At 49.0% G+C, this 26,618-nt stretch carries 16 protein-coding genes; 13 read left to right on the top strand and 3 right to left on the bottom strand.

The window, feature by feature from the left end; genetic code table 11:
• Window positions 1-26 precede the first annotated feature (26 nt).
• Window positions 27-740 (bottom strand): carbohydrate-binding family 9-like protein, encoded by a 714-nt coding sequence (locus tag QEH59_RS06390; protein WP_308984530.1) that lies wholly within the window; start codon window positions 738-740, stop codon window positions 27-29.
• A 14-nt stretch (window positions 741-754) separates the two neighbouring features.
• Window positions 755-3,034, bottom strand: coding sequence for a WD40/YVTN/BNR-like repeat-containing protein (locus tag QEH59_RS06385; protein ID WP_308984529.1), 2,280 nt, complete (start codon window positions 3,032-3,034; stop codon window positions 755-757).
• A gap of 328 nt (window positions 3,035-3,362) precedes the next feature.
• Here QEH59_RS06385 and QEH59_RS06380 point away from each other — a divergent pair, with 328 nt between their 5' ends.
• The 13 genes from QEH59_RS06380 (at window position 3,363) to QEH59_RS06320 (ending at window position 24,461) form a co-directional block, all read left to right on the top strand.
• Window positions 3,363-4,283 carry a DUF3987 domain-containing protein gene (locus QEH59_RS06380; protein ID WP_308984528.1) on the top strand — a complete coding sequence of 307 codons (921 nt, stop codon included), beginning with the start codon at window positions 3,363-3,365 and terminating at the stop codon, window positions 4,281-4,283.
• 244 nt (window positions 4,284-4,527) lie between these two features.
• A complete protein-coding gene (locus QEH59_RS06375; protein ID WP_308984527.1) occupies window positions 4,528-5,556 on the top strand; it encodes a hypothetical protein in 1,029 nt (342 codons plus the stop codon).
• Window positions 5,557-5,869: 313 nt separating this feature from the next.
• Complete coding sequence (locus QEH59_RS06370; RefSeq protein ID WP_308984526.1) at window positions 5,870-8,191, top strand: type I restriction-modification system subunit M; 2,322 nt, start codon at window positions 5,870-5,872, stop codon at window positions 8,189-8,191.
• A gap of 121 nt (window positions 8,192-8,312) precedes the next feature.
• Window positions 8,313-9,692 carry a restriction endonuclease subunit S gene (locus QEH59_RS06365; protein ID WP_308984525.1) on the top strand — a complete coding sequence of 460 codons (1,380 nt, stop codon included), beginning with the start codon at window positions 8,313-8,315 and terminating at the stop codon, window positions 9,690-9,692.
• Between the two features lie 28 nt (window positions 9,693-9,720).
• On the top strand, window positions 9,721-11,862 hold the full coding sequence (locus QEH59_RS06360; RefSeq protein ID WP_308984524.1) for a DUF262 domain-containing protein: 2,142 nt from the start codon (window positions 9,721-9,723) through the stop codon (window positions 11,860-11,862).
• A 3-nt stretch (window positions 11,863-11,865) separates the two neighbouring features.
• Window positions 11,866-12,789, top strand: a complete 924-nt coding sequence (locus tag QEH59_RS06355; RefSeq protein WP_308984523.1) for a DUF5655 domain-containing protein — start codon at window positions 11,866-11,868, stop codon at window positions 12,787-12,789.
• 134 nt (window positions 12,790-12,923) lie between these two features.
• Window positions 12,924-13,571, top strand: coding sequence for a hypothetical protein (locus QEH59_RS06350; RefSeq protein WP_308984522.1), 648 nt, complete (start codon window positions 12,924-12,926; stop codon window positions 13,569-13,571).
• Window positions 13,572-13,576: 5 nt separating this feature from the next.
• Window positions 13,577-16,825, top strand: a complete 3,249-nt coding sequence (locus QEH59_RS06345; protein ID WP_308984521.1) for a type I restriction endonuclease subunit R — start codon at window positions 13,577-13,579, stop codon at window positions 16,823-16,825.
• Between the two features lie 118 nt (window positions 16,826-16,943).
• Window positions 16,944-17,711 carry a DUF4145 domain-containing protein gene (locus tag QEH59_RS06340; protein WP_308984520.1) on the top strand — a complete coding sequence of 256 codons (768 nt, stop codon included), beginning with the start codon at window positions 16,944-16,946 and terminating at the stop codon, window positions 17,709-17,711.
• Window positions 17,708-19,750 (top strand): ATP-dependent nuclease, encoded by a 2,043-nt coding sequence (locus QEH59_RS06335; RefSeq protein WP_308984519.1) that lies wholly within the window; start codon window positions 17,708-17,710, stop codon window positions 19,748-19,750. The genes QEH59_RS06340 and QEH59_RS06335 overlap by 4 nt, the downstream gene beginning before the upstream one ends.
• A gap of 5 nt (window positions 19,751-19,755) precedes the next feature.
• Window positions 19,756-21,612, top strand: coding sequence for a UvrD-helicase domain-containing protein (locus QEH59_RS06330; protein WP_308984518.1), 1,857 nt, complete (start codon window positions 19,756-19,758; stop codon window positions 21,610-21,612).
• A 24-nt stretch (window positions 21,613-21,636) separates the two neighbouring features.
• Window positions 21,637-22,818 (top strand): hypothetical protein, encoded by a 1,182-nt coding sequence (locus tag QEH59_RS06325; protein WP_308984517.1) that lies wholly within the window; start codon window positions 21,637-21,639, stop codon window positions 22,816-22,818.
• A gap of 17 nt (window positions 22,819-22,835) precedes the next feature.
• Window positions 22,836-24,461, top strand: a complete 1,626-nt coding sequence (locus QEH59_RS06320; RefSeq protein ID WP_308984516.1) for a DEAD/DEAH box helicase — start codon at window positions 22,836-22,838, stop codon at window positions 24,459-24,461.
• Window positions 24,462-24,488: 27 nt separating this feature from the next.
• Here QEH59_RS06320 and QEH59_RS06315 read toward each other — a convergent pair whose 3' ends face one another.
• Window positions 24,489-26,489: an ankyrin repeat domain-containing protein gene (locus QEH59_RS06315; protein WP_308984515.1), complete on the bottom strand. Its 2,001-nt coding sequence runs from the start codon at window positions 26,487-26,489 to the stop codon at window positions 24,489-24,491.
• Between the last annotated feature and the right edge of the window lie 129 nt (window positions 26,490-26,618).

Here is a 26,618-nt window from a genome sequence, read left to right as displayed (position 1 = left end):
TGTCTTCGGGCTTTTGGGAGGCCGGATTATGGGAGCCTGATCCAGCCGTAGCGCTTTGTATTATGCGGGTGTGGACGGTATTGATCTGAGTCTGACCAAATGGTGAAGGTGCGCTTTTTCCCTGTAGTATTCCAACGTGCAAAATTGATTCGCAGCCACTTCTCATTTTTTGAAACCTGGAGAGTTTCGTAAATTTCCGAAAGCTGTAGGCGTATGGAGTGATTGTAGCCGGGGCCCTTCAGTGAAATATTTTCAGGGAAAGCTTCGATTGGGCTGCAAGTGTTTTGCACGCCTTTAAGGTCTAGACTATGGTCGAATCGATTTCGCTCGGTGTAACGATAGTCGCTGATTGCACCATTCGTGTTCATTTCAATTCCGATAGCGGTCGATGGGTGGGCTTCGGGGGCTGCGATGAAGATTTCGACGCAATCGTCGCGAAAAGTTTCGGAGTCTCGATCCGTGTGAGTGGATTCGATGGACCGGTCGCTGGCGTAGTAGTCAATCCATAGGTATTCTGAGTTCGCTCGAACTTTGATGATTGTTGGCTCTAAAAAATCAGATGATTGATTCCAGTGGTCGAAAAGTTCCACGAGGGCAGGGGGATCCTGTCTCAAGTCGAGAACCGGTGTCTTACTTTGAGACCGGATTGACATATCCGTCGATTGGCAACCTGTGCCCCAGATGCTACAGGTTACGATCAGTAGGGCTGATACGAGTGTCGGTGTATTTTGTCGTGTCATTAGATTTGTCTGAATTAGGGCTGTTGTAGCTTGTCAGAAGTGGACCATAGTTCGGAGCAATTGGCTTTATAGACGCCCCCGCCAAAGTTTGTGACGTAGACGATGTCTGCATTCATTGGATCAAAAATGATTTGAAGTGCTCGCCAGAAGGGATAGTTGCGGATCTTTTCCCAGGTATGACCTCCGTCGCTACTATGATGGATACCATCGCCCATAAATTCCCAGGACACCATGAGTAACTCGTTTGGCTTTTCCGGATGGACCGCCAGCATGAAAGTCGGTTTGTCATGGATCTTGGTCCATGTCTGCCCCTTGTCTGTGCTTTTCCATATGCCACCATTCTTTGAGTGCGGGCTCTGTGTTTTTTGAGCAGCACAGACATACAGAGTGTTGGAGTCGCTTGGATCTATGGTGAAATTAGTTAAAAACGGAACATAGGGGATGCTGAGCAATTCGTGCCAGCTTTGGCCCTCATTATCACTACTATAAAGTTTGCCTCCGATGCGTTGCTCACCGGTTGCGTTGATTGTAGTCATTGCGTATATCGTGCCCTCTGGTCCACCTGAAATCCGCAGGACCTGAAGGTTTGCTTCGTCGATACCATTGATGCGTTTTTCCCAGGTCTGTCCACTGTCACCGGAGCGATAAGCCCCGTGGCCAGGAACGGCCGCCCATAGGACTTCATTTTCTGCATTTGAGTGGATTGGATCGAGCCATATGTCGGTGACCGAAAAATGGGGGAGTCCTGCTGATGACGGAATTCCGGACCACGTTTTTCCATTGTCTTCAGAAAATGCGATGCCACCGTTATAAGTGCCCATCCCCTCCTGATATCTCCATGTCGGTATGTCATGCGTTTTGGAGGATGCTGCCCAGCGTTTCTGAGGATCATTTAGCGAGAATGCCATGGCATAAATATTATGATGCCATGGGTTGCCTTTATACTCATAGCTCCAAGTCTGACCTGAGTCGCGACTTTGCCATCCGGCAAAATCAGTTGAGGCTAAAACATGATTATTGTGATTATGTGGATTAAAATAGTAGTTCCACACACTGAACATCATCATGCCTCCGGTAGGTTGTGATTCAACACTGCCTTCTTCTGCCTGCACTTGTGCCCAAGTGCGGCCCGCATCATTACTCAAGAAGACGCTGGTGATGGTCGTGACGATTACGTGCTCAGGATCATTTGGATCCATATCAATGCCGAAAGGTGCAACCGCCCATCCCCATTCTCCGGTGCCCCATGTCCGGTTTGTAATATTATAACCATCCATATTTGGATGTTGAAAGAGTATTGGTTGCCAGTTCTCACCACCATCCGTGCTGTAGAATACATTGGAGTGCGGCGCGCCTTCGATCGGTTCAGGTGATCGTGGGCCATTGAACGTGACGTAGATATGATCTGGGAATCGGTCGCTGGTTGCTAAGCGCTGATATTGATATGTCTCTTCTGGTTTTGTATATAAGCCGTTGCCGCTGATCGGACTCCAATTCGCTGCATGATCGTCAGAGCGGTAAATCCCTGTTGCATCTGTGTCCGAGTGGATTGTGAGGTAGAGGCGCTGCCCCGCTGGAGCCAAATCGTAGATTTTAAGTCCTTTTTGAGGTAGATTCAGCCCGTTGATGGCTGGTTGCCAAGTTTGACCTTCGTCGTGACTATGGATTAAATTTGTTTCGGTTGCTAGGGTTAAGATTCTTTGTCGACCGTCGTAAGTAATGCCGAGGTTAACAATGTCTTCCCAATTATCTAGTTGATAGCTTGATAGTGGGTTCCAACTGTTACCGCTGTCAGTTGTTTTGTAAATGGCGACTCGGTTAATGGGGCGTTCGCCGCGGAAAACCAAATAGCCGATCTCCGGTGTCTTTGTATCAAATTGGATCACACGTGGCGCCTGATCACTATCGGGGAGGATTGGCGGGATTTTGCTCCAGGTTTTTCCTGAATCATCTGATCGACGAAACCCATTGTTTGTGCCGACAAAAACACGACCGGCAATGCTCGGATGAAAGCACCATGAGTTATGTGGATAACGGCCAGACGTGAAGACGCTGCGTATTTGATCAAACGGTAGGAGCTCCCAGTTTTCCCCGTCATTGCCTGTTCTGAAAGCACCTCCCATGTCGTTTCCACACAAAATTACGTTGGAGTCGTGCGGTGAAATTTCTGGCCCTCTAAAGCACCCACCGCCGCCTGGCGCTGCTGGGAACCATACGGGTTCTACGGGGGCTGCGTCGGTGATCCCGACGGAGGTAATCATTAATGCGATGGCTAAGATGGAAGCTAATTTCATAATTGGAGTATTAGAGTATGATTTTATGTAAAACAGTTTAACATTAGGCGTAAAGAGAAATTTGGTGCAACTCTCCATGTTGGACCAATCGCGATTGAGTCTCCTTGCGGCATTGAATTTCTCATAGGATTCCCTATCTGCATACCTTAAGCTTCATCTGAGGGATGAAACAGAAGTATCATCCTTAACCGATTGAGTATAGTGACAAGCCTGTGACGCCTTTTGGCGGTATGGCTATGCATTAATCCGCGTGGACGAGTGTGGTGATATGTTAAAAGCGATTGGAGCCGGAGCAAGAACCAGCAAGCAGCTTAGTATGATTGAGGCTATGCTTAAGAAGACAGCCACTGGGGCGAATCGGTATTATCAAGGTACTACCTTTGCTCCTGATCCGATGGGGAAACAGCGCGAGTTATCGTGTGATCAACCTTATCTGACCTATTACGGCGTCACAACTCCAGCGCAGTTTTTTGATTCGATTAGCCACTCTTCGATTGAAGGAGGGTGGTTGTGTCGAGTTCTGTTCTTTATCGAGTTGGATCAGAAGCGTGCGAAAGGACCACGGGAGATGAAATATTCAGGAGGTGCTATGATGCCTAAGCACGTCAATGAAGTGTTGCAGTTCTTTCGGGACGCTGACCCAGATCGAAGTGAGACCCTCGATTTTTCTAAATATGAGCCGACGGATGAATCCCGACGCGAGGCAGTGTATACAGAGCCGAAGCCCTTTCCCATAACGATCGATGCGGATGCGGATGAATGGTTACATGATCGTTGTGAGTCTCTACGTATGGAGGCAGTTGCAGCGAGCAATGACGATATGGCCTCTATGGTCGGACGACTACGAGAGATTTGTACACGTCTCGCTCTGATTGATGCAGTCAGTGATACGCTCGGTAGACGCGGCGATTTGAGGCAAGCACGGGTTACGCTGGATAATGCGCAACGTGCCTTTCGTATGGCGCTTCACAATGTCCGTCGGAAATATGCTATACTCGAACGAAATGTGGGAACTTCCGAGCGGGTACGTATTGAAGCTAAGATTATCGATAAAGTTCGATCATCACCAGCCGGTTTTATTACATTCGATCAACTGCGTAACATCGTAAAGCGGTCGAGCTTTTCGGAGGCCGCTTGCCGAGATCAACTAATAGCTGAACTCGAACAGGAGGGCCGTATTCGAGTCGAAGGACAGGGGATTAGACGAACCTTTTATGCGACGCAAATGGTGCATTCGAAATCTGCATGACCTCAATTGTTCCATTCAGTTGTCCCAGCGCTATCCCGCTCTGTGTCTATGGTATTCCTATTTTTGGGACTCATCCATGCCCATGCCTCCATTCTTTCTCAATAATGAAGTGGTGATAAAAACAACAATTATGTCCCAATGTCTCAATCTGCCACATCACCGATGTTTACTGGGCTGATACTGGGACAAGCGCGTCCCAGAACGTCCCAAATTACCGACAAGAACTTACATCACTATTTCCTCATTGAATAGATCCGAATATATCTCACTACAAGAGAGTAAGCTCTATTACTCGTTGGCAATACTGCAGGCGCAACGCGGGCAGGGCTGCACCCATCATAATATCTTCGTTTGTGCCTACCATGCCGCGAAGCTGGGACTGAGCTTATCTGAAGCCTTTGAATTGATTCATGCACGAGTCTCTGATCGCTATGGTGCACGTTCTGAGGTTGAGTCTGCGTTGCGAAAGCAAATCTCGCAGGTGACTCCCATAGGCTCACGAAAACCGGATCACATCGCTATACGCAGGCCGTCAAGACCGAGGCCATTACCTCGTAAATATAAGGACGATGTCTTTAAACTAGTGCTATCAGTGAATCCTGAGGCATCCATTGAGGATTTGTCGCGCATTTCACCTATTAAGCCAGAGGCGGTCACCTCTTCGGATTTCATTGGAGCGCTATACGGGGTCAAAGACTTACTCTCCGCTGGAGATCATGCGCCGACGAATGTATATTCTCGTGTTGAACTACAGCAGCGCCTGCAGGGCAATGATCAAGGGTTTCAGATTCTGTTTCCTCAAACCTTTACTGGTGAGCACACGCTCGTCACGCGGTGTAATGGCTCCACTTTCAAGTCGTATCGGCGTAAGGAATTTATCTCTAGGATTCCATACTTCGTCGCTGAGTTCGATGACAAGCCGATTGAGTGGCAATTAGCATTTTGGTTCGGCTGGATCGTTAAGGAGATCATGCCAGTGGTTGCATTGATTCATAGCGGAGGCAGAAGCATCCATGCGTGGCTTCCAGCAAACTGCCCGACAATATTCGATTACGAGAGGTCAATTTCGCCGTTGTTTGGAGCCAATCGAAGTGGGAAGCTTTCGGCGCTCGGAGTTGATGAATCCCCGCGTTGTCCGCTCCATGGATCGCGAATGCCCGGTCAAATCCGTAGGGAAACGGGACGGAGGCAGGTGATGTTGTATTTCAATCCGCCAGTAGGGGATTCTGTTACAAAATCTCCCCTTACCCCATCCAGAGAAATGATAGAGTAAAAGGACGAAAACCTGAAAACAGTATAATGTCAAACTAATTGCGACTCTGTCTCACTTGTTGCATGTGTTATCACTGTTAAAGGAAATTCCGCTATCATGGGCACAATTACCGTCTAGACGCGTAAAGCCTTGTTCCTCCACGGACAGTGCCTTTTGCTGTCCTGCACTATGCTGTCGGGTGCTCAAGGGGAGGGCTCATTACTTCGCGCATTAAGACTGTGAGTTTACATTAAATTTAGATTTTTGCAGTCTATTTAGTTGCTTCTGTTTTTGTTAGTTTTGCATTCTGCTGTGGCTCACAATTTGCAGCATTATGTCAGAAACTCCTAATAACCTCGCCACCTACATCTGGTCGCTCGCGGATCTGCTGCGGGGTGACTTTAAACAAAGCCAATACGGGCGCGTCATCCTGCCCTTTACGCTACTGCGCCGGCTGGAATGCGTGCTGGAAGCGACTAAGGCGGATGTTTTGGCAGAGGCGGACAAGGTTGCAACCATGGGCCTGCCCGAAGAGGCGGAAGAGAAATTGCTGCTGCGCGCGGCGGGGCTCTCTTTCTTCAACACCTCGAAAATGGATCTGAGTAAGCTGGGCGAGTCGGGCATCGCGGCCAATCTTGAATCCTATGTGCAAGCTTTCTCCAAGGACGCTCGCGAAATCTTCGAGCATTTCAAGTTTTCCGAGTTCATTGGTCAACTGGCGGATGCCAACCTGCTCTACAAAATCGTGCAGAAGGTGCGCACGGCTGACCTGAGTCCGGCTGCGGTCTCGAATCACGATATGGGCCTCGTCTTTGAGGAGCTGATTCGCAAGTTCGCGGAAAGCTCCAACGAAACCGCAGGGGAGCACTTCACCCCGCGTGACATCGTGCGCCTGACCACCTCCCTCGTCTTTATGGAGGACGACGACGCCCTGACCAAGCCGGGCATTATCCGCACCATCTATGATCCCACCGCAGGCACGGGCGGATTCCTCTCTTCGGGCATGGAATACTTGCATGAGCTCAACCCGCAGGCCGTCATGCGTGCCTTCGGTCAAGAGCTCAATCCCGAGAGCTACGCGATCTGTAAGGCCGACATGTTGGTCAAGGGCCAAGAGGTCTCCAACATCAAGCTGGGCAACACACTCTCCAACGATCAACTCTACGCCGATAAGTTCGACTACATGCTGAGCAATCCGCCCTTCGGCGTGGACTGGAGAAGGATCGAAGATGACATTAAGACAGAGAAACGAGAAAAAGGCTTCGAAGGCCGCTTCGGCCCTGGCTTACCCCGTGTCTCCGACGGCTCGCTGCTCTTCCTCCTTCACCTAATCAGCAAACTCCGCGATACAGCCGAGGGTGGGGCGAGGATCGGCATCATTCTCAATGGCTCGCCGCTCTTCACCGGCGGCGCAGGTTCGGGCGAGTCCGAGATCCGCCGCTACATCTTGGAGGCCGACTTGCTCGAAGCCATCGTCGCGCTGCCCACCGATATGTTTTACAACACCGGCATCGCCACCTACGTCTGGGTGCTGTCCAACAAAAAGGTCAGCGAGCGCAAGGGGAAGGTGCAACTGATCAATGCTGTGCACCTCTGCGGCAAGATGCGCAAATCCCTCGGCTCGAAGCGCAACGAAATGAGCGCCGAGGACATCAAAACCATCACCAAAGCCTTTGGCGAGTTCGAGGTGATCGACGCCCGCCCGCTCGACAAGCCCGAAGAGGCCAAGAGCAACCGTGGACGCCAGTCCGCGAGCAAGAAGAACGAGCCGCCCAAGACCTTTGCGGCCAAGATTTTCAAGACGCATGAGTTCGGCTACCGCCGCATCACCATCGAGCGCCCCTTGCGTGAGTCCTATCAATTCAGCGACGACCGCATCAACACGTTGCGCTTTGCGCCCAAGCCGCTCAACGCCGCCATGCAATGGATCTATGAGACCTACGGTAGCGAATGGACCGACGCCGCAGACTGCGAACGCTACGGCGTGCTGGCAGAACACGAGGCCGAGATCCGCGCCGCGCTCAAAGCCGATTTCGCCGAACTCAAGGAAAAGCAGATCAAAGACTTGCTCGACCCGAAGACCTGGCAGGCACAAAAGCAGATCCTGCTCACCGCCCGCAAGCTGCAAGCCAAACTCGGCAGCGAGCAGCACGACGACATGAACGGCTACGAAGCCGCGCTCAAAGCAACGGGTATCAAACTCGAAGCAAAAGAAAAGAAGCAGATCACCGCCGCCGTCTCATGGAAAAATCCTGAAGCCGAGAAGGTCATCAAGAAGATTCACAAAGGCAAAGCCGACCCGTTCTACGGACGCTTCGCCGTGGACGGAAGAATCATCGAATACAAGCCCGACGGCGACCTGCGCGACAACGAAAACGTTCCGTTGAACTATCGCGAAAACGACCTGTCCGCCGTAGCCTCGGCGCAGGCGGAAGCCTACTTTAAAAAGGAAGTTTTACCGCATGTCCCCGATGCCTGGATCGACGCCAGCAAGACCGACGCCCTCGATGGCGAGATCGGCATCGTCGGCTATGAGATCCCCTTCAACCGCCACTTCTATCAATACCAACCGCCGAGGGATTTGGAAGAGATCGATAAGGATTTGGATGCGGTGAGTTCTGAGATCATGAAACTCTTACAGGAGGTGCACTCATGAGCGGTCAAACTCATGCCGTAGCGTGCAGCTTTAGCAAACGTTCAGAACCTACGCACCGCAGCCAGCACGACGCACGTTTGCTAAAGCTGCACGCTACGGTTTCACCCTCCGAATTTCTATCATGAGCGGTCGATATAAAGCGTATCCGGAGTATAAGGACTCGGGAGTGGAATTACTTGGAGATATTCCCAGTCATTGGACAGTTGATAAGTTTCGATACCTTTTTTCCCTAGGCCGAGGCTTAGGTATCACCAAAGCGAATCTTCAAGACTCAGGCATTCCATGTGTAAATTATGGCGAAATTCACTCGAAATACGGGTTTGAGGTTTCGCCAGATACGCATCCTCTTAGATGTGTCAGTGAGTTGTATTTAGAGTCATCTCCAAATTCATTACTCTCGAACGGGGATTGTGTTTTCGCGGATACTTCGGAAGACATCGAAGGTGCAGGAAACTTCACTCAACTCACTAGCGACCAAGCTTTGTTTGCTGGTTATCACACAGTCATTGCTAGGCCGAAAGGTGAAAATGATGCGCGTTTTTTAGCCTACGTTTTTGATTCGCCAGCTTATCGCACACAAATCCGATTAGCGGTGAAGGGTGTCAAAGTCTTTAGTATCACTCAGGAAATATTAAAGAATACCGATCTTTGGTTAGCACCGCTCCCCGAACAAAAGCAGATCGCGCGCTTCCTCGACGATGAGACGGGGAAGATCGATGCCTTGATCGAAAAGCAGCAGGCCTTGATTGCGCTGCTGCAAGAAAAACGGCAGGCCGTGATTAGCCATGCCGTTACCAAGGGCTTAAACCCAGAAGCCCCGATGAAGGACTCCGGCGTCGAGTGGCTCGGTGACGTGCCGGAACATTGGGAGGTTGCATCGCTAAAGTTTTATGCACAGGTGATCGACTGTAAGCATATAACAGCCGAGTTTATTGATGCTGGTTATCCACTCGCAAGCATTGGTGAAGTGAAAGGCTGGCACATCAATTTAGAGGGTGCGAAATTAACGAGTCAAAAATTCTACTCAGCCTTGATTGAAGGGGATCGAGAACCGCGCAGCGGGGATATAATTTATAGTAGAAATGCTACTGTTGGCGAAGCCGCCTTAGTGCCCGATGAACATCCTGAGTTTGCTATGGGACAGGATGTTTGTCTGATTCGACTTGGCGATGCATTGTATCCTGAATTTGCTCTTCATGTTTTAAAGTCAGGGCTGATCTCTCAGCAACTGGATGTCTCGATGATTGGTTCCACATTTAAGAGAATTAATGTGGATGACATTCGCTGCTTTACGTTCACATTACCTCCACTCGATGAACAACGAGATTTAGTGGCGGAGTTAAACGAAATCACTGTTAGGTATGATAGCTTGATTGATAACGCACTACAAGCGTCAGACCTCCTCCAAGAACGCCGCACCGCCCTGATCTCCGCCGCCGTGACGGGCAATATCGACGTGCGAGACTTTGCGCCGGAGGCGCTTGAGAAGGGTGAAGAGTGAAGGTGGAAGTTTGAAAAAAGAAATGCTTATGTGTCATCAACAAGAGGTCAAAGAGGACGCGCACGTGGTAGCTTTACCGACCTTGGCTTCTTGGTATCTACCCGAAATCTCGGAGCTTGAAAGTGAGATTCGTGTGAGCATTCCTCGCCTCCAACGAGGCCTGGTCTGGAAGCCTGCACAAGTTGAGTTGCTGTGGGATTCGATCTTACGAGGCTTTCCCATTGGTAGCTTGGTCATCAGTAATGCGATCGAGGATCAAAATAAAGATGCGAACGAGCGAGCGCGGTATCAGCTGCTGGATGGACAGCAGCGGAGTAACGCAATTGCTCTGGGATTTCGTATCCCCAATTTCCATACATACGACAAGCAAGACGCTAGCATTCTCTGGATGGATTTAGCTCCAAAAGAACGCGGCAGTCATAGCACGCGGCATTTTTGGACCAGGCTGACTAAGATCGCCCATCCGTGGGGCTACCGAGATAACGATGCTTGTTCGATTTTGAGTGCAGGTGAGATTCGGGATGCATTAATTCCATATGAGGCAAAAATTGCAGCAGACACGACTGAAGCCTGTCGGCCAACACCTAGCCAATTGAGTCCTTATAAGGCGAATTGTCCGATTCCGATGGGACTACTCATGGAGGCGGCCAAACATGAAACGCTCTCTGAGGGGCTTGCTTATTTAACGGGGCAGTTGTCGGCGCTTTCGCATACGCATTGGGCTGGAGCCGTCGCTGAGTTGCTGAGAGGCGAGTTTGCGGATGTTCAATTCCCTGAGATCTTTAAGGTCTTTCAGCGTGTGCGTAGAGCCAAAGTTGTGTTGTTGAAGGCACCGGACGAACTCATCGGTAAGTCGGGGGAGCAAGATGAGGACGACATACTGAACCTTGAGTTGCTTTTTCAGAGGCTCAATACGCAAGGCACAGTGCTGAGTGGTGAAGAACTGAGTTATTCGATGATCAAGGCCTACTTCCCTGAGGTGGTAGATACTGTGGATGAAATTAAGCCGTTGCGTATGCAGCCTTCACGCATCGTCAACTTAGGTGTGCGTGCTGCATTAACGACATCGGAATCGGAGCGACTCCATGGGGACATCAGCATTGTTCGTTTGCGGGCATTGATGAAGGAAACGGATGGCAGCAACTCCGAATACAAGGTCATTCATGAGTATTGCACCGACCTAACTCGGCTTCCCGCTTATTGTCAGATGATCGACTCTTGGTTGTGTTACGACGAGCAGGGCTCGAATAAACTGCCGAATTACATCGTTTCTAACATCGCCGGCGGCTCTCGGGACATCTACTTGCTACTGCTTTGTTGGGCAGAGCAACTCGATGGCCAATCGATGTCATCGGAAGTCGAAATGGTCATTCCCGGTTTAGTGACTTTACTGCGCTGGTTCAGTATAAAGTTAGATCACTGTTGTAACATCCTCCACAAGCACACTCGACACGGCGTCACAATTGAGCGTATCCAGCAGGGAGTGCAGGAGGCGATTAATGAGAAGCACTTGATTCTACTACGCTGTCCGGGTGACACGACTGAATTTATAGCTCCATTTGATTCGGGTGCCATCGAAGGTGAGGCATTTAAATCATGGGGGTGGTGGCATAGCTTGATTACCAAGGGGGAAGAACCTGCCGCCTATGTGGATCGAGAATCCCAGTGGCATCACTTCCTAGAACGTATTAAAGGTCAGAAAGAACTGCTGCTATATTGCCAGCGCGACTATCTCTGGAAGCGTTTTAAGCATTATGACCAAAGTAATGCCGCGCTTTGGGAGGACCATAATCGCCCTTGGGATTATGATCATATTCTAGCGAGGAACTGCGTTGTCGGTAAGCACCGAGGTGGTGCACCATTTAAAGATGTTTGCGGTCAATGGATTAACACGATTGGCAATTTCTGGGCCTGCCCGTTTGAAGATAACCGTGCATATGGCGATGGTGATGTGTCCGAGAAGGTGACGGAGGATTTTCTGACGAACAGCTTTATGGAAAAGGCGGATCTGGCAGGCTTTAGCCGTGGGCACGACACTACGCGCAAAGATCACGAGGATTTTGCTCGTGACTTTTGTAACTCCGCTCGAAGCCGTATGATCAATATTTACACTGAGTGGTATCAAACCGCGCAGATTGGCGTTATCTTAGAAACGAGCTATAGAGGGTGAAGCATGAGTGACATTAAACTATTTCGCACCAACGGGAACGATGTGAGTTTACTAGAGGGCAAGTCGGTGGCATTGGAGAAGTCGCTGCAATCGCTGATTGAGCAGAACTTGGACACCTTTCTAGGTATCCGTTTCCTCGCGAGTGAGTATTCTACCGGTAAGACGCATGGTGGCCGAATCGACACGCTGGGGATAGATGAGAACGGCTGCCCCTGTATTATCGAGTATAAGCGGGCGAGTAATGAAAACGTGATCAACCAAGGATTGTTTTACTTGGATTGGTTGCTCGATCATCGCGGAGAGTTTGAGCTGTTGGTGTTGAAAACCTTGGGACAAGCCGCAGCGGATGCCATTGAATGGTCGAGTCCGCGTCTGCTCTGTCTTGCTGGAGACTTTACCAAATACGACGGACATGCGGTGAAGCAGATCAACCGCAACATTGAGCTGATTCGCTACTTACGCTTCGATGAGGAGTTTCTATTGCTGGAGCTGGTTAATGCCGTCCAAGCCAATACTCACTGGGAGGAACTACCGTCCACAACTGGATCGAAAGGTAAAGCAAAGTCGGTGGATAAGACTGTCGAGGAGCAACTCGCACTCGCAGATGAGTCTTTGCTGGATCTCTTCGAGGCCGTGAAGGCCACCTGTCTCGGTTTTGGCGACGACGTGCAATTCAAGAAATTGAAGCTCTATGCCGCTTTTAAGCGTTTGAAGAATTTCGTGACAGTCGAAGTGCGCGCAAGCGCTGGAAAGCTGTTTTTGTATATCAAGGTCAACCCTGACACAGTGCTCCTGGAAGAAGGCTTCACTCGGGACGTGCGCAATATCGGGCACTGGGGCACAGGTGACTTGGAAGTCGTGCTACGCACTCAAGAAGACCTGAAACGAGCTTTACCACTGTTGGAACGTGCTTATGAGGCTTCATGAGGAAATGATCCCACAAACTTAACTTCCGAAATAGCATGATCGTATTGATGCAAGAACACCGCGTAGCTCGAATCTAAGGTTTGTGACGTAATCCCAGTTAAACTATGTATACCCAATTACAGCCTTACAAAGAGATGCCGGAAAAGACTGCGCGAATTTATAGTCTGATCGCAGGTGAAGTTATACGTATGGAGCGGGGTTATCTAATCCTTAGGGAACTTATGACACCGTCGGAAACGAGGCAAAAGCTGCTAGCCAAGTCTGGACGTAATGCTTTCAGAGATATTAAAAATGCCTATCGAGACCTCTTCCCCACGAATCTCTTCAAGTTGGTTGATAAGGCAAAAGATGGCGAGGATTACAACATGACGCTAAAGGGTCTTATTCGGGCGATTCAAGATGAGACGAGCAAAGATATTTCTGAACTAAGTGCGATGATATTGGATGTGAATGTGGCATTACGACCATTGTCGATCCATCGGATGAAGCGAACAGGTCATTTCAGTTTGAACTTCGCGAACGACATTGAAAATGGCAATGGGCCACCACTAAGCCTTGGAGACTTTCGTTGCGCTCTAGATGCGATTGAGCTTTTTTTGGACGCCGTTCGTGCATTATTTGTTGAAGGTAGCCTCTCTTGGGAGGTCACTCCGGTGCACTTTATTAATACTTTAATGTCCAAACTGGCCAAAGCTGAGGAATATGATCAATTAGTGCAGTCTGGGGAAATATCACAGCCTAACTGGCAGAAGCACCTTGAGGAAAATCGCTCCGAGATCTAATGACCATGACCGACAAAGCCAACGAACTTACTTTTCAAAACGATGTCATCGAGCAAATGCTCGCCAACGGTTGGTCGCTGGGCACGCCGTCGGGCTACAACCGCGAGTTGGCGCTCTATGAGGAAGATGTGTTGGGCTTCGTGCAAGAGACGCAGCCGAAGGAGTGGGAGAAGTATACTAAGCTCTACCCGAGCAATACCGAAGCGAAATTCCTGGAGCGGGTGGCGACGCAACTTAACAAGGCCGATCCGAATGCGGCAGATGGAACCTTACGCACCTTCGGCACCTTGGGTGTGTTGCGGCATACCATCAAAGACCGTGGCGCACGCTTTAAGCTTTGTCAGTTTGAGCCGGAGCATGATTTGAATCCAGACACACTGCGCATGTATCAAAAGAACCGCCTGCGGGTGGTGCCTGAGCTAGTGTATAGCCCATGGACGAAAGAAGCCGATCTGGCGGGGGAGTCTGCGAAGTCTAAAAAGTGGCGCATCGACCTCGTGCTCTTCGTTAATGGCCTGCCTGTGGCGACGCTAGAATTAAAGTCGGAGTTCAAGCAGGCGGTGCAGAATGCGGTCAAACAGTATAAACTGACGCGTCCGCCTGTGGACCCCGTCGCGAAGAAGCCCGAACCACTGCTCACATTCAAGCGTGGTGCCTTGGTGCACTTTGCGGTGAGTCAATATGAGGTCTACATGACCACCAAGCTCGAAGGGCAGAATACGTTTTTCTTACCCTTTAATCGAGGCACGAAAGAGGGTGGCGCGGGCAATGATGTGCCCAAGGAACAAAATCGCTACGCCACCGAGTATTTGTGGAATGAGGTCTTGTTGCCTGAGAACCTGCTCAAAATTCTCGCTCGCTATGTGCACTTGCAGATCGAGGAGAAGGAAGACTGGGAGGGGCGCAAATATAAGAAAGAGACCATGATCTTCCCGCGCTATCATCAGTGGGACGTGGTGAATCAATTGATCGACGCCGCACGCAGTGAAGGGCCAGGCTCTAAGTATCTGGTACAGCACAGCGCAGGCTCAGGTAAGTCGAACTCGATTGCATGGACGGCGCACCAGCTCTCATCGCTCTATGATGACGCGGGTGAAAAACAGTTTCACTCCGTCATCGTGGTGACCGATCGCACGGTGCTGGACAGCCAGTTGCAGGATACGATTTACCAGTTTGAACATGTGGACGGCATCGTGGGGAAGATCAACCGTGACGAGGGCGAGGGCTCGAAGTCGGAGAAGCTGGCCAAGGCGCTGGAAGAATCCACACCGATCATCATCGTCACCATCCAGACCTTTCCCTTCGTGCTGAAAGCGATTGAAAACAGTGTCAGCCTGAAAGAGCGCAACTATGCGATCATTGCCGATGAGGCGCACTCCTCGCAAACTGGAGCCACCGCTCGCCAGCTTAAAGAGGTGCTGATGGTAGAAGAGCGCGATGAAGACGAAGAACTGACTGCCGACGAAATACTCGACGCCATGGTTTCGTCGCGCCGCGTATCCAACAATCTGAGTTACTTCGCCTTTACCGCTACGCCCAAGCCCAAGACCTTGGAACTGTTTGGCCGCTTGCCGAAGCCCGATGAAGCACCGTCGAAGCAGAACCTGCCCGAAGCCTTTCACGTTTACAGCATGCGTCAGGCGATTGAAGAGGGCTTTATTCTCGATGTGCTCAAGAACTACACCAACTACAAGGTGGCCTATAATCTCGCACTCAAGGTTGCGGCAGCCGACTCCGAGGTGGAGAGCAAGAAGGCCAAGGTGAAGCTCAATCAATGGGTGCGCCTGCATGACTACAACATCGCGCAAAAGGTGCAGGTCATCGTCGAGCACTTCCGCGACAACGTCATGGGGCTGCTCGGTGGACACGCTAAAGCAATGGTTGTGACCAGTTCTCGCAAAGAAGCGGTGCGCTACAAGCTGAGCTTTGATAAATACATCAAGGAGCAGGGCTACCATAAGCTCTACGGCATGGTGGCCTTTTCGGGGGAAGTGACCTTCAACGCCAAAGACCCGCAGTCCGAAGGCTTGATCGGCGAGAAATTTACCGAGCACAACATGAACCCAAACTTGAAGAAGCGCGACATGCGCAAGGCTTTTGATTCGGAAGACTATCAGGTGATGATCGTGGCTAACAAGTTTCAGACAGGCTTCGACCAGCCCAAGCTCTGCGCGATGTATGTGGATAAGAAGCTCGGTGGCGTAGAGTGCGTGCAAACACTCTCACGGCTCAATCGCACCTTCCCCGGCAAAGCCGAAACCGGCACCTTCGTCTTGGACTTCTTCAACGACCCCGAGGACATTCTCGACGCCTTTCTGCCGTATTACAAAACCGCTTCGCTGGAAGACGTGTCCGATCCCGATCTGGTATTCGACCTCTTTGAAAAATTACGGGCAGTGGGCATTTTTACCTGGAAGGAAGTCGAGCAATTTGCCGATGCCTTTTTCCAGAAGAGCAAGAGCGCCGCAGCCCTCGCCAATATTTGCAAGCCCGCCGTCGAGCGTTGGCAGGTGCGTTACTCGGATGCGCTGAAGGCCTACAAGCACAATCGCGATGTCTTCGAGCGCACCAAGAAGACAGGCGATGCCGTGCTCATTGCCAATGCCGAGAAAAGCTTCAAGGAGGCCAAACAGGTCAAGGACGGGCTCGACATCTTTAAGAAGGATCTCGGCACCTTCGTGCGCTTCTACGAGTTCATGTCGCAAATCGTGGACTACGACGACAAGGATCTCGAAAAGCTCAGCCTCTACGCCCGCAACTTGCGGCCCATGCTACGCGAGAGCTTTGAAGACGACGACCCCATCGACCTCAGCAACGTCGAGATGAGCCACTACCGACTCTCCAAGCAGCGCCAGCAGGATCTCGTCATGGAAGGAGAGCAGGGCGACTACGGCCTCAAAGGCGGCGAAGCCGCAGGTAGTGCCAAAGCCAAAGACAAGAAAGAAGAGCGCCTGTCACTGATCATCCAGCGCCTCAACGAACTCTTTATCACTGATAATTTGACCGAGGCCGACCTTATCAATTATGCCGAAACGGTTTGCGATAAATTACGAGAAAACGAAAGTGTGACGCAGCAGATGGCCAACAATACCAAGGAGCAAGCGATGCTGGGGGACTTCTCGAAAGCCGTCTATGACGCCATAATGGATAGCAGCGACGCTCATCAAAACCAGATGTTCCAACTACTAAGTGACCCCAAGAAGGGCAAAGCCTTCGAGCATATAATCTTTGAAATGCTCCAGGCTGCTGGGTGATCTCACTCCTTTAGATCCTTTTTTTATAAATGCCAACAATCACGATGAAACACATACTCCACAAGGATCAGACCCTCGTTGAGCAAGCCTACGCGTATATTAAGGAGTATTATTTATTATGAGCCTATTATTGAAATCGCATTACCTGCTAAACGATTTTACAGTGGATAGTTTCCCTCCATTCCCTTGTCCTACATGTGGGAACGTCATGAGGCTAGAAAAGAAAGGTATGCTTACAGCAGAAGCTGGAGAGTCGTATCGATCCTTCGACGTGGGTGCCATCGATCAGCCTGATCGTTTTGGCTTTTTCTCCGCATGTCTGAAGTGTGATGCCCATGAGTGTTATGAAGTAGTGGTAGTTTCTGGTGAGGATCACCTTCAGGAAATAGAGCGCTACGATGGCACGCCTGATTTTGAGACTTTGTATTCCATTAAATATGTCCAACCTACTGTTCATATTTTTCCTATTTCTGAAAGCTGTGAGGGGTTGGTCAGGGAACACCTGCTGCGTTCGTTTTCGCTTTTCTGGAGCGCTCCTTCGGCTGCCGGCAACTCTTTACGCTGTGCAATCGAATCACTAATGGATCACTTGAAGGTTCGTAAGCAGGTAATAAACAGATTCAACAAAGTGCAGAAATTCACTTTGCATGCTCGTATTGAAGAGTGGGGGCGCAACGATTTAAAAAACAAAGAGCTGTCGAAACTTTTGCTTGCGATCAAGTGGATCGGTAACGCAGGTAGCCATAAGGCGACTTTGACTAGAGAGGACGTCATCAAGGCTTATCAACTGACAGAGCATGTTTTCTCCGAGGTGTTCGATAAAAAAACGGACTTACTCAAGAAACTGGCAACACGTGTGAATCAGAAGAAAGGGCCTACTAAATGAATATTGAAGCAATAACCCTCAGCGGGTTTCGCTGTTTTGGTCATGCTCCGCAGACTGTTAAACTCAGTGACTTCACTTGTTTCATTGGTCCTAATGCATCGGGGAAGACGAGCTGTATGCTGGCATTGGCACGCTTATTCGGAGAGTCGGGTAGTTTGCGTCAAATACAACCTTCAGACTTTCACCTAGCTCATGATGAGAACCTGACGGACAAGCCTGAGCGTTCATTATTCATTGAGGCTAAAATTGTTTTTGCTGAATTAGTTGATGGCGGAGGTGCGACATCTGCGATTCCTGAAGTGTTTAATCAGATGATCGTCGAAGAGCCTGAAGGGGTTCCTTATTGTCGAGTTCGTCTAGAGGCAACGTGGCATGATTCTGGCACTACGACGGGAGATGCGGAACAATCGACTAGCTGGATTTTGACTAGTTCAGATGATTTCGATACGGTCGATCAGAGTAAGCGGCCTTTCAAAAGTAGAGACCGCAGTCTGATTCATTTGGTTTATATTCCCGCTAATCGTAATCCAAATGATCAGATTAGAAATGCCTCTGTTGGTCGCTTTGGACGATTGATTCAGAACATTGAGCTGAGTGGTCAGAAGGCTGAGTTAGAAGGGCATCTAAGTGCACTTCGTGCTGGCATTGGTGAGTTGGCCGGAGTGAAGTCGATCAACCAGCAAATACAAAAGGCATGGAAGAGTTTATATTCAGGCCATGTCGCGAAGGATGTTGGTTTTCGTGCAGTTGATACGGAAGCGAATGCAGTTATACAATTGCTGGCTCCATATTTCATGCCGGGAGAGGATGGTCGCGCTATGACAACGCATGACTTGAGTGATGGTCTTCGTTCGCTGTTTTCGATATCGCTCACACTTGGCTTCTTTAGGTTGGAAAGTTTGTTACGCAGTGACGCAGAAGGATGCGGCTTCAAGTCTAGTGTAACCGAAGGATTACCTCATTTGTCTGTATTTGCAGTGGAAGAGCCTGAGAATCATCTGTCTCCTCAATATCTTGGGGCAGTAATTTCTGAAATGAGGGCATTGTCTGGTGAAGCTGGTGTTCAGATGTTGGTGTCTAGTCATTCACCGTGTATTCTCGCTCGTGTTGAACCTGAGAATATTCGTTATTTCCTCGGGCACGAAGGACGGTCAGAATCTGAGGTTTTAGAGCTCAGCCTTCCTGAGGATAAGAGCGACGAGTCTTATAAGTATGTCAGAGAAGCGGTCCGAGGACATCCTGAATTGTATTTTGCTAAATTGGTGATCCTAGGAGAAGGTCCGTCAGAGGAAATCGTATTGAAGCGGCTTTTTGAAGCCAACGGGATGTCGCTCGATGGTTCCTTTACTACGGTTGCTCCGCTTGGTGGTAGACATGTGAACCATTTCTGGCGGCTGTTGAATGGACTAAAGATTCCGTATATTACACTTCTAGATTTAGATCGTGAAAAAGAAGGCGCAGGATGGGGCCGGATTCAGTATGTCCGAGATCAATTAGTGGCTTTGTATGAGGCTTCTCCAGAGAAGCTTCAGTTTCACGCAGATGGTGGAGCAGTAGAAAGCTTATCTAATTCATCATATGATGTATTAGATCGTAATGATCCGAAAATGGATATGGGACCATGGCTTGAATTTTACCTTAAGCAGCATGGCGTATTCTTTTCACAGCCATTAGATCTTGATTTTTCGCTGCTAGAAAACTTCACCTTGAATTATCAGGAACAGGCTCCATCTGGAGGTGGTCCAAGGCTGCCGGATAAAATAGTAGAGCCTGCTGAATACAACGCGGCCATTATTCGGCGCATGAAGCAGGTTTTAACTGCTGACGCAGAGAAGGCTGCTGATACTTGTGGTGAGACATATTCGGAAGAGCAGAAAGCTCTATTTACATGGTATAAGTATCTATTCGTGGATGGCTCGAAGCCAGTGTCGCATATGAGGGCGATGATTAAATTGACTGACCAAGAGCTTAAGGATGATGCACCAGAGATACTCAAGCAATTGATCGAGAAGGCTAAAGAGCTGACTTCCATAGCCTAATGCGCTTGATTAATTCAGTAGATTGGCAGCCAGTTGGAGTTGAATCATTGGAACCAGCTGCGGATGACGTGGTTCGGTCCACTTGCAGCACTTTAGTGGTTGCAGGACCAGGAGCTGGTAAAACTGAACTACTTGCACAGCGGGCATGTTATTTGTTCCAAACAGGAAAATGTCCGTCCCCTAAGAGAATATTGTCGATTTCATTCAAGCGCGATGCCGCAAAGAATCTCGGACAACGTGTCGCTTTCCGATGCCCTGATTCTGCGCACGATTTCGATTCTTTCACACTAGATGCGTTTGCTAAAGGAACTGTGGATCGATTCTCTGCTGGGTTAGTTGATGATTGGAAGCCGTCGAGTGGTTACGAGGTTATGCTTCATAATCCCAGAGCGAAGGATCTCCGTCCATGGTTATTAAACGCAGGGGTGACTGCACGACGGCTTCAATCTCTAAATGATCAGGATTTAGAGCTTAAGTTTGATCATATCAGTCATGGGATTGAGCTGCCTTATGATGGTGCGGAGGTAAAAGCAGGCCAGCGGAGGCTCGGATTGCGTTGGTGGAAAGAACAGCTGGAGAAGCCCGCTGGGACACCTTCATTGACTTTTCCAATGATTAACCGTCTTGCTGCTTACTTACTAAGGACAAATCCAAAAATTAAGAAAGCGCTGCAGGAGACATACGCATTTGTGTTTCTAGATGAATTTCAAGATACAACAGCAGCTCAATACGCTCTCATTCAAGAGTGCTTCGAGGGGGCTGATTCTGTTTTAACTGCGGTAGGAGATGGAAAACAGCGAATAATGCTATGGGCAGGTGCGCGTCGTGATGTTTTTGAGATCTACTCGACTGATTTTGAAGCCACACGCTACGATCTTGTTCGTAATTACCGATCTGCACCGGCATTGATTGAGATGCAAAATATCATTGCGGAATCACTGGAGGCTGGGGCTGTTCAAGTCACTTCTGGACGAGATGACTTATCGGGTGGAACGTGTGAAGTTCTAGAGTTCAGAACCCCTGAGACTGAAGCTGCCTACTTGGCTGATTACATTGGATTTCAAATCGTCAGCGAAGGTAAATCTCCTAGGGATTTCGTTATTATTGTGCGTCAAAAAGCCAATGAGATGATTGTATTACTTCAAGCAGCACTAGATGTAAAAGGGATTCGTCTGCGTGATGAGACTTTGCTCCAAGACCTATTGGTCGAACCAGTCGCTGCGTTTATAGTATTAGTGCTTCGATTAGGGACTCGTAACCGGGATGTAGCAGCATGGGCCGATTTAGTCGATCAACTTGAGTTGTTGATGGGTAGTGCCGCTGAACGTGAAATTGAGAAAGTCGCGCAGCAGTTAAAGCAGTATGTGCTAAATGAGGTCGAGAAGGGGCAGTCATTGTGGCACCTCCTAGAAGGAATTGTGGATGTCGTCGGAAAGGCACCTTTCATAAATACGTATAGTCAGTATTTCAGTGGAGATTTTTTGGATTTTACGATTACAGGTCTTGCCAATGCTCTAGAAGGGGCAGCAACGCCCGGTAAGTCACCACGCGATCAAGTCAATGAGCTTTGTGGAGAGGACATCATTCCAGCCATGACTGTTCATCGGAGTAAAGGGCTCGAATTTGATACCGTGATTTTCTTAGGGTTGGAGGACTCCAGTTGGTGGAGTTTTAGCGATCAACCTGAAGAGGAGAAGAAGAGCTTCTTTGTTGCATTTTCTCGGGCAATCGAACGGGTCTATTTTACGTTCTCAGATGTGCGTGATACTCGTTGGGGGCGTAGGAGACAGAGGCAATCTCAGATCGGTGATTTATATACCGTGCTTGATCGGGCTGGCGTGGCTAAGCGTGATTTGAGATAAACGTAATTTTTAACTATAATTGATATGGACTTTGACAGATCTGAACCGGGGGTTTTTAAGGGAACGCGTTCTGCAACGCTAAGAAGAGCACTTCTTGAAAAATATGACCATACTTGCCAATCATGCGGCTTAAAGGATGTTCCGTTGGAGCTTGCGCGGATTACATGCGTAGGTGATGATGCGACAGATGAAGGTGATGATTACACTATCCTATGTCCAAATTGTCACCGGAAGTTAGATTCATTTCAACCTAGAGAGATGGAGTTGAATGTGTTTTTTCGAGACCTCTTAGAGCGTTCACCTCACTACGATCATACATCAATTGAACAACCACTAGGAGATGGCAGGTCTTATAGAAGTGACCTGATTAGTTTTCGTAAAGTTAGTGGGCGTGAGGAACGAGTGTTAATTGAATCGAAAAATCGATCCTTTTTCAGGCTCCATCAAATTGAAGATGCAATTGAGCAAATCAATAAATACAGAAGTCTGGAAAAATTTGATGCTGCAGCACTGGCCTTTCCGGGGCGTATTTTGCCTTCTAGTCGCGAGTTACTCGAATCAGCTGAAATTGAGATTTGGGACATTGATTATATAGCCACTCAGTTCTCTGACGAAATTAAGCAATTACCCGTTTCAGGGTTCCAACAGCTATTTTCCCGATTTCGCAGTTCTGAGAGTTCTAAGTCCGATTTGCTGCTCCAGAAGCTTTCATCGTGTCCGGTGGGGCATGGTGGGTGGATTGAGTATCAAAGGCTGGTTCGAGATGTATTTGAATTTCTATTTACACCGCCATTAAGCCAACACATTTGGGAGTCTGCCGATTTGGAGAAGAAGAATAGACGAGACATTATCTTCCCTAATTATGCTTCGGAGGGATTTTGGAAGTTCCTCAGGGACAGTTATAATGCAGATTTCATAATCATCGATCCGAAGAATTATAAAAATAAAATCAAAAAGAATCACGCCCTTCAGATTGCTAATTACTTAAAGCCTCATGGAGCTGGTATGTTTGCAATCATCGTGAGCCGAAACGGTGGTGATGCTGGATGCTTGGCGACGATCCGAGAGCAGTGGACTGCTTATCGAAAGCTGATAATTTTGCTAACTGATGATGATCTGAAAGCAATGTTATTAGCTTCAGAATCAGATCGTAATCCTGAGGATGTTATTGGTGAGGTTATTCAGGAATTTCGCCTTTCGATGTAGCTTAATCATTAAACCCAATGTCCTACTACACACTCGAAAGTTGGCTCGCTGAATTAGAGCATGAAGAATTACGCGCGATTTGGAAGCAGTTGAAACTGGATGAGTCCATTGGCCCTGCGAAGGGCCGTCCATGTGCATCGCTGGCACGTGATATTGTCGGTTTCTACGATACGGAGACGCTCTCACACAGCTGTGTGCGTTCTGCCTTACTCTATGCATTCGAGAAGCCTGCGGTGAAATTGTGTCAGCAGCACGATCGAGTCAGTCGGAGAATGAAAGATTGGCCCGATAAGCTTTATCCGGTTTGGCGACGTGGCAGTTTGTGGGCGCATCGTTTTTGCAAAGCTTTCGAGATTGATCCGATTTATGCGGGGTCGGCGCCCTTGGCGAAACCTCCTGTATTGGAGCACCTGGAGCCACCACGAAAGCTGAGCAAGCTCTTGGATTTTCAACAGGACTTGAGTCGTCAGATTCTGAGTCTATTACAACAGAAGCCACCCATGCGCGGCATGGCGAGCTTGCCTACGGGCGCAGGCAAGACGAGAACTGCAATCGAGGCGGTTCTGCGGTTTCAAGCAGCTACGGGGGGCATTGTGCTGTGGATCGCGACAACGAATGAAATTTGTGAGCAGGCAGCTTCGACCTATAAAGCAGTGTATCAAAGCATGAAGCCTGAGTTCGAGGGGAAGATTCATCGCTTCTGGGGCAGTTACACTTTACAAAAAGAGTTTGATGCGGGCTTTATGGTGGCCGGCGTTCAAAAGCTTGCCCGCCTCAATCCTAAGGATGCAGCCGTCAAAGAGCTTTTTGCATCGGTTAGCGCTGTGATTTTCGATGAAGCACATCATGCGGTGGCACCGACCTATAAGAAATTGGTGAAAGGATTGGTCGGCACCATTAAAGCGCCGACACGACCACTTGTTGGGTTAACCGCCACTCCAGGGCGTGGAGTGACGTCGGTGGGTGCTTCGACCAAAGAACTCGTCCGAGCATTTGATCGGCGACTGCTCACGCCCGAGCGATTCAAGAATAAGAACCCGGTTAAGGTATTGCAGGATGAGGGGATACTCAGCCGAATCGAAAAGAAGCGTAAGCAGGGTATTCATTTTTCTTTATCGAAGGCAGAGCAAGACTACATCGAACAGTTCGGCAGCTTTTCCCCGCGCTTGTTGGATCGAGTGGGGAAAGTCCCCGAACGCAACAAGATCATCATTGAGCAAATCACTCGTGATCCGACTGAGCAACAAGCTTTGGTGTTTGCCTGCGATGTTCGCCAAGCCGAGGCCTTGGCTTATCAGTGGAGAGCGCGTAATGTTTCTGCCCGAGCCATTACTGCAACCACACACCAGGCGTTGCGTCGCCGCTGGATACACGAGTTTTCAATTGGAAAGTTGCGAGTCTTGGTGAATGTCGGCACGCTCACCACCGGTTTTGATGCCCCGATTGTGCGGCGCGTTATCATGGCACGCCCAACCACCAGCCCGATTCTATTCGAGCAAATGATTGGGCGTGGTCTCCGAGGCCCAAAGTTCGGAGGTACAAAGAAATGCACGATCGTGGACATTGTTGATTCCTTCGAGCTTTACGGAAGCCCTCAAAGCTTTACCCGCTTCGAGAGAGATTGGATGCACGGAAAACGCTAGGTGGTTATATTAAGTATTCATTCTGGCTTAGTGTTTACTGGGGATTAGACGGCGAATTTTATCAGACATGGGCAGTTGATGGATATGATGCCCTAAACCTTCGACAAAGAAGCTAGTGTCGGCTTCGTATTCGAGGAGTAGATTCACCATTTCCAAATCGTTGTTTTTGATCGCCCAACAGATTGCGGTGCCGCCACCTTGAAATCGGTGGTTCGCGTTCGCGCCAGCTGCGAGGAGCTTGGCGACAATATCTTGCATTCCAAATTCTGCTGCAACGGTCAGTGCGGAATGGTCGTATCTGTTAGGCGTATCGAGTTTTACCTGGCATTCGTTGATTAGGTAGTCGATGCACTCATGGATACCAGTGATGTTGGCTTCTGATTGATAGTATTTAGAAACTTCCTTCATAATTTCCAATTCCCCTGGAGTCATGCTTTGCAGGTTCGGGAGAAGTTTTTGCATTGCATGCGTTTGAGGGAGGCCAGTCACCATCTTCTCAAGGAAATCTGGTGCCTCGGTGTCTAAGCTCATGGCACCTAGGCACTGGACCGCGTAGTAGAGTGGTGTTTGTGAGCCCGCGATTAACTGATCCATGTTCATCGGTTGTCGTCCTGAGTGGGATGGTTGGTAGAGTTCACGCAAGATTTCAACACGACCTTCGGACAGAGTGAGTCGTAGCGAGCTGTTCTGTAGCTTCTCGGTGAGGTGAAGTAGTGTCTCGACGGATATAGGATCATCCTCGCGTTGTAGGATTTTGTGCACGAGAGGGTAGTCTTTTTGAGCGAAAGCTTTAGTCACCGCGGTGTCGCCTGTGCTATTGATGAAATTCAGGTTCAGTTCGGTTTCTACGAGTTCGTGCGCGTATTCTAATTGTTCGCGGTCAATCGCTTCCATTAAGGGAGTCTGTTCGCTACTGGTGATAGTTTTGCTGAATGGCTTTTTCTGGCGCTTACTGAGTGGTTCGCTACGAAGTTTATCGATTGTTTCGAAATCACTGAAGTGGACGGCACTGCTAAAGTCCGTGCGCGTGAACTCTAGGTTGCGAATGTCACCTTCGAGTTGTTTTCTCAATTGTGGAGACAGGTATTCGATGAACCATTGCTCCATGCGTTCGTAGTATTGCTGTTCTTCTTGGTCATTATCAAATGCGCAGAGGTTCTCTCCCAGTAACATGCGGTAATTAAAGCACTTCCTTAGGAATGGTAACAAATAGCCAGTTTTCTGCGTGCCACACTTTAATTCACGACGATAAACAAACGCTGCGAATCCCATTGCTTCGGATATGATAGTGGAAGTTTCATCGCCTGCCGCGTAAATACTGGTTTCCACCGATTTACGGTAGCTCCTCATTGCTGCCTCAATACGCTTAGCTGGCTTGAGTTTTGTATCGACAAGTTTCAGACGTGCATCGATACGGTGCAATGGACCTGCTAGAGCCTTTGACCATTTCGGCTGATCTTGCTTCAACCTCTTAAGCCTTTGAGTAATTTGGTTGTGGTGAGTCACTAGATTCGGATCCGCTAGCGTGCTTAGCTGTAGGAGGAAACGATCTTCCGCGCTGAAACTTTCCCAGCCACTCATTGGCTTCGTTTGAAGATAATTCATCGCATATTCTTTGTAGCATTTCAGATGATCGACTGCTGGATGGGAGATGCCTATTTCATCAAATTCTGCGAATTGGTCAATGAGTGCTTCGTGCTCTTTCTGTTTGGACAGTGCCAACTCAATGTATTCCTCCCAATCTAAGTTGTCACGCGATAGGGCATAGATCGGATCGAGTGATTTTGCCTGAGCCTTGAGGTTCAAATAGAATGCGTTCGCTTCTTTTTTGGGTGCTGACTGGGCCAGTGTCGCGGTTAACTGCTCTAAGAGACGAGCGAATGCAAAATTTAGGATGATCGTGGTAAGCTCTTTATCGTCTTTAAATACGAGCCCGAGCGCTTCGAAGGACGGGCGGGTTTGAGTTTTTGTAGCATTCTTGGGATACCAGTCGCGAAGTGTCTTCTCATCCACTGCAGTTGTTTTCATTTTGTCTCGATAGAATGAGAGACACTGAAGGGTCAGATCCGAATGGCACGGACTTAAGCGGCATAATTGAGTATAAAAGCTCAAATAAAAAGCTGACGTAAAGGCCGTTGGTAAGTAGCGTTTTTGTAT

Origin of the sequence: Thalassobacterium sedimentorum (assembly GCF_031127905.1) — a bacterium.
In the GTDB taxonomy this organism is placed as follows: domain Bacteria; phylum Verrucomicrobiota; class Verrucomicrobiia; order Opitutales; family Coraliomargaritaceae; genus Thalassobacterium; species Thalassobacterium sedimentorum.
The sequence above is the reverse complement of the archived record's forward strand: the minus strand, read 5'-3'. Positions and strand labels throughout refer to the sequence as shown.

Coding starts and splice junctions, on each gene's coding strand:
- QEH59_RS06385 (WP_308984529.1), bottom strand. CDS start 3,034: ATGAAATTAGCTTCCATCTTAGCCATCGCATTAATGATTACCTCCGTC.
- QEH59_RS06340 (WP_308984520.1), top strand. CDS start 16,944: ATGAGCCTATTATTGAAATCGCATTACCTGCTAAACGATTTTACAGTG.
- QEH59_RS06345 (WP_308984521.1), top strand. CDS start 13,577: ATGACCGACAAAGCCAACGAACTTACTTTTCAAAACGATGTCATCGAG.
- QEH59_RS06360 (WP_308984524.1), top strand. CDS start 9,721: ATGTGTCATCAACAAGAGGTCAAAGAGGACGCGCACGTGGTAGCTTTA.
- QEH59_RS06365 (WP_308984525.1), top strand. CDS start 8,313: ATGAGCGGTCGATATAAAGCGTATCCGGAGTATAAGGACTCGGGAGTG.
- QEH59_RS06315 (WP_308984515.1), bottom strand. CDS start 26,489: ATGAAAACAACTGCAGTGGATGAGAAGACACTTCGCGACTGGTATCCC.
- QEH59_RS06380 (WP_308984528.1), top strand. CDS start 3,363: ATGCTTAAGAAGACAGCCACTGGGGCGAATCGGTATTATCAAGGTACT.
- QEH59_RS06355 (WP_308984523.1), top strand. CDS start 11,866: ATGAGTGACATTAAACTATTTCGCACCAACGGGAACGATGTGAGTTTA.
- QEH59_RS06325 (WP_308984517.1), top strand. CDS start 21,637: ATGGACTTTGACAGATCTGAACCGGGGGTTTTTAAGGGAACGCGTTCT.
- QEH59_RS06370 (WP_308984526.1), top strand. CDS start 5,870: ATGTCAGAAACTCCTAATAACCTCGCCACCTACATCTGGTCGCTCGCG.
- QEH59_RS06320 (WP_308984516.1), top strand. CDS start 22,836: ATGTCCTACTACACACTCGAAAGTTGGCTCGCTGAATTAGAGCATGAA.
- QEH59_RS06390 (WP_308984530.1), bottom strand. CDS start 740: ATGACACGACAAAATACACCGACACTCGTATCAGCCCTACTGATCGTA.
- QEH59_RS06350 (WP_308984522.1), top strand. CDS start 12,924: ATGCCGGAAAAGACTGCGCGAATTTATAGTCTGATCGCAGGTGAAGTT.
- QEH59_RS06335 (WP_308984519.1), top strand. CDS start 17,708: ATGAATATTGAAGCAATAACCCTCAGCGGGTTTCGCTGTTTTGGTCAT.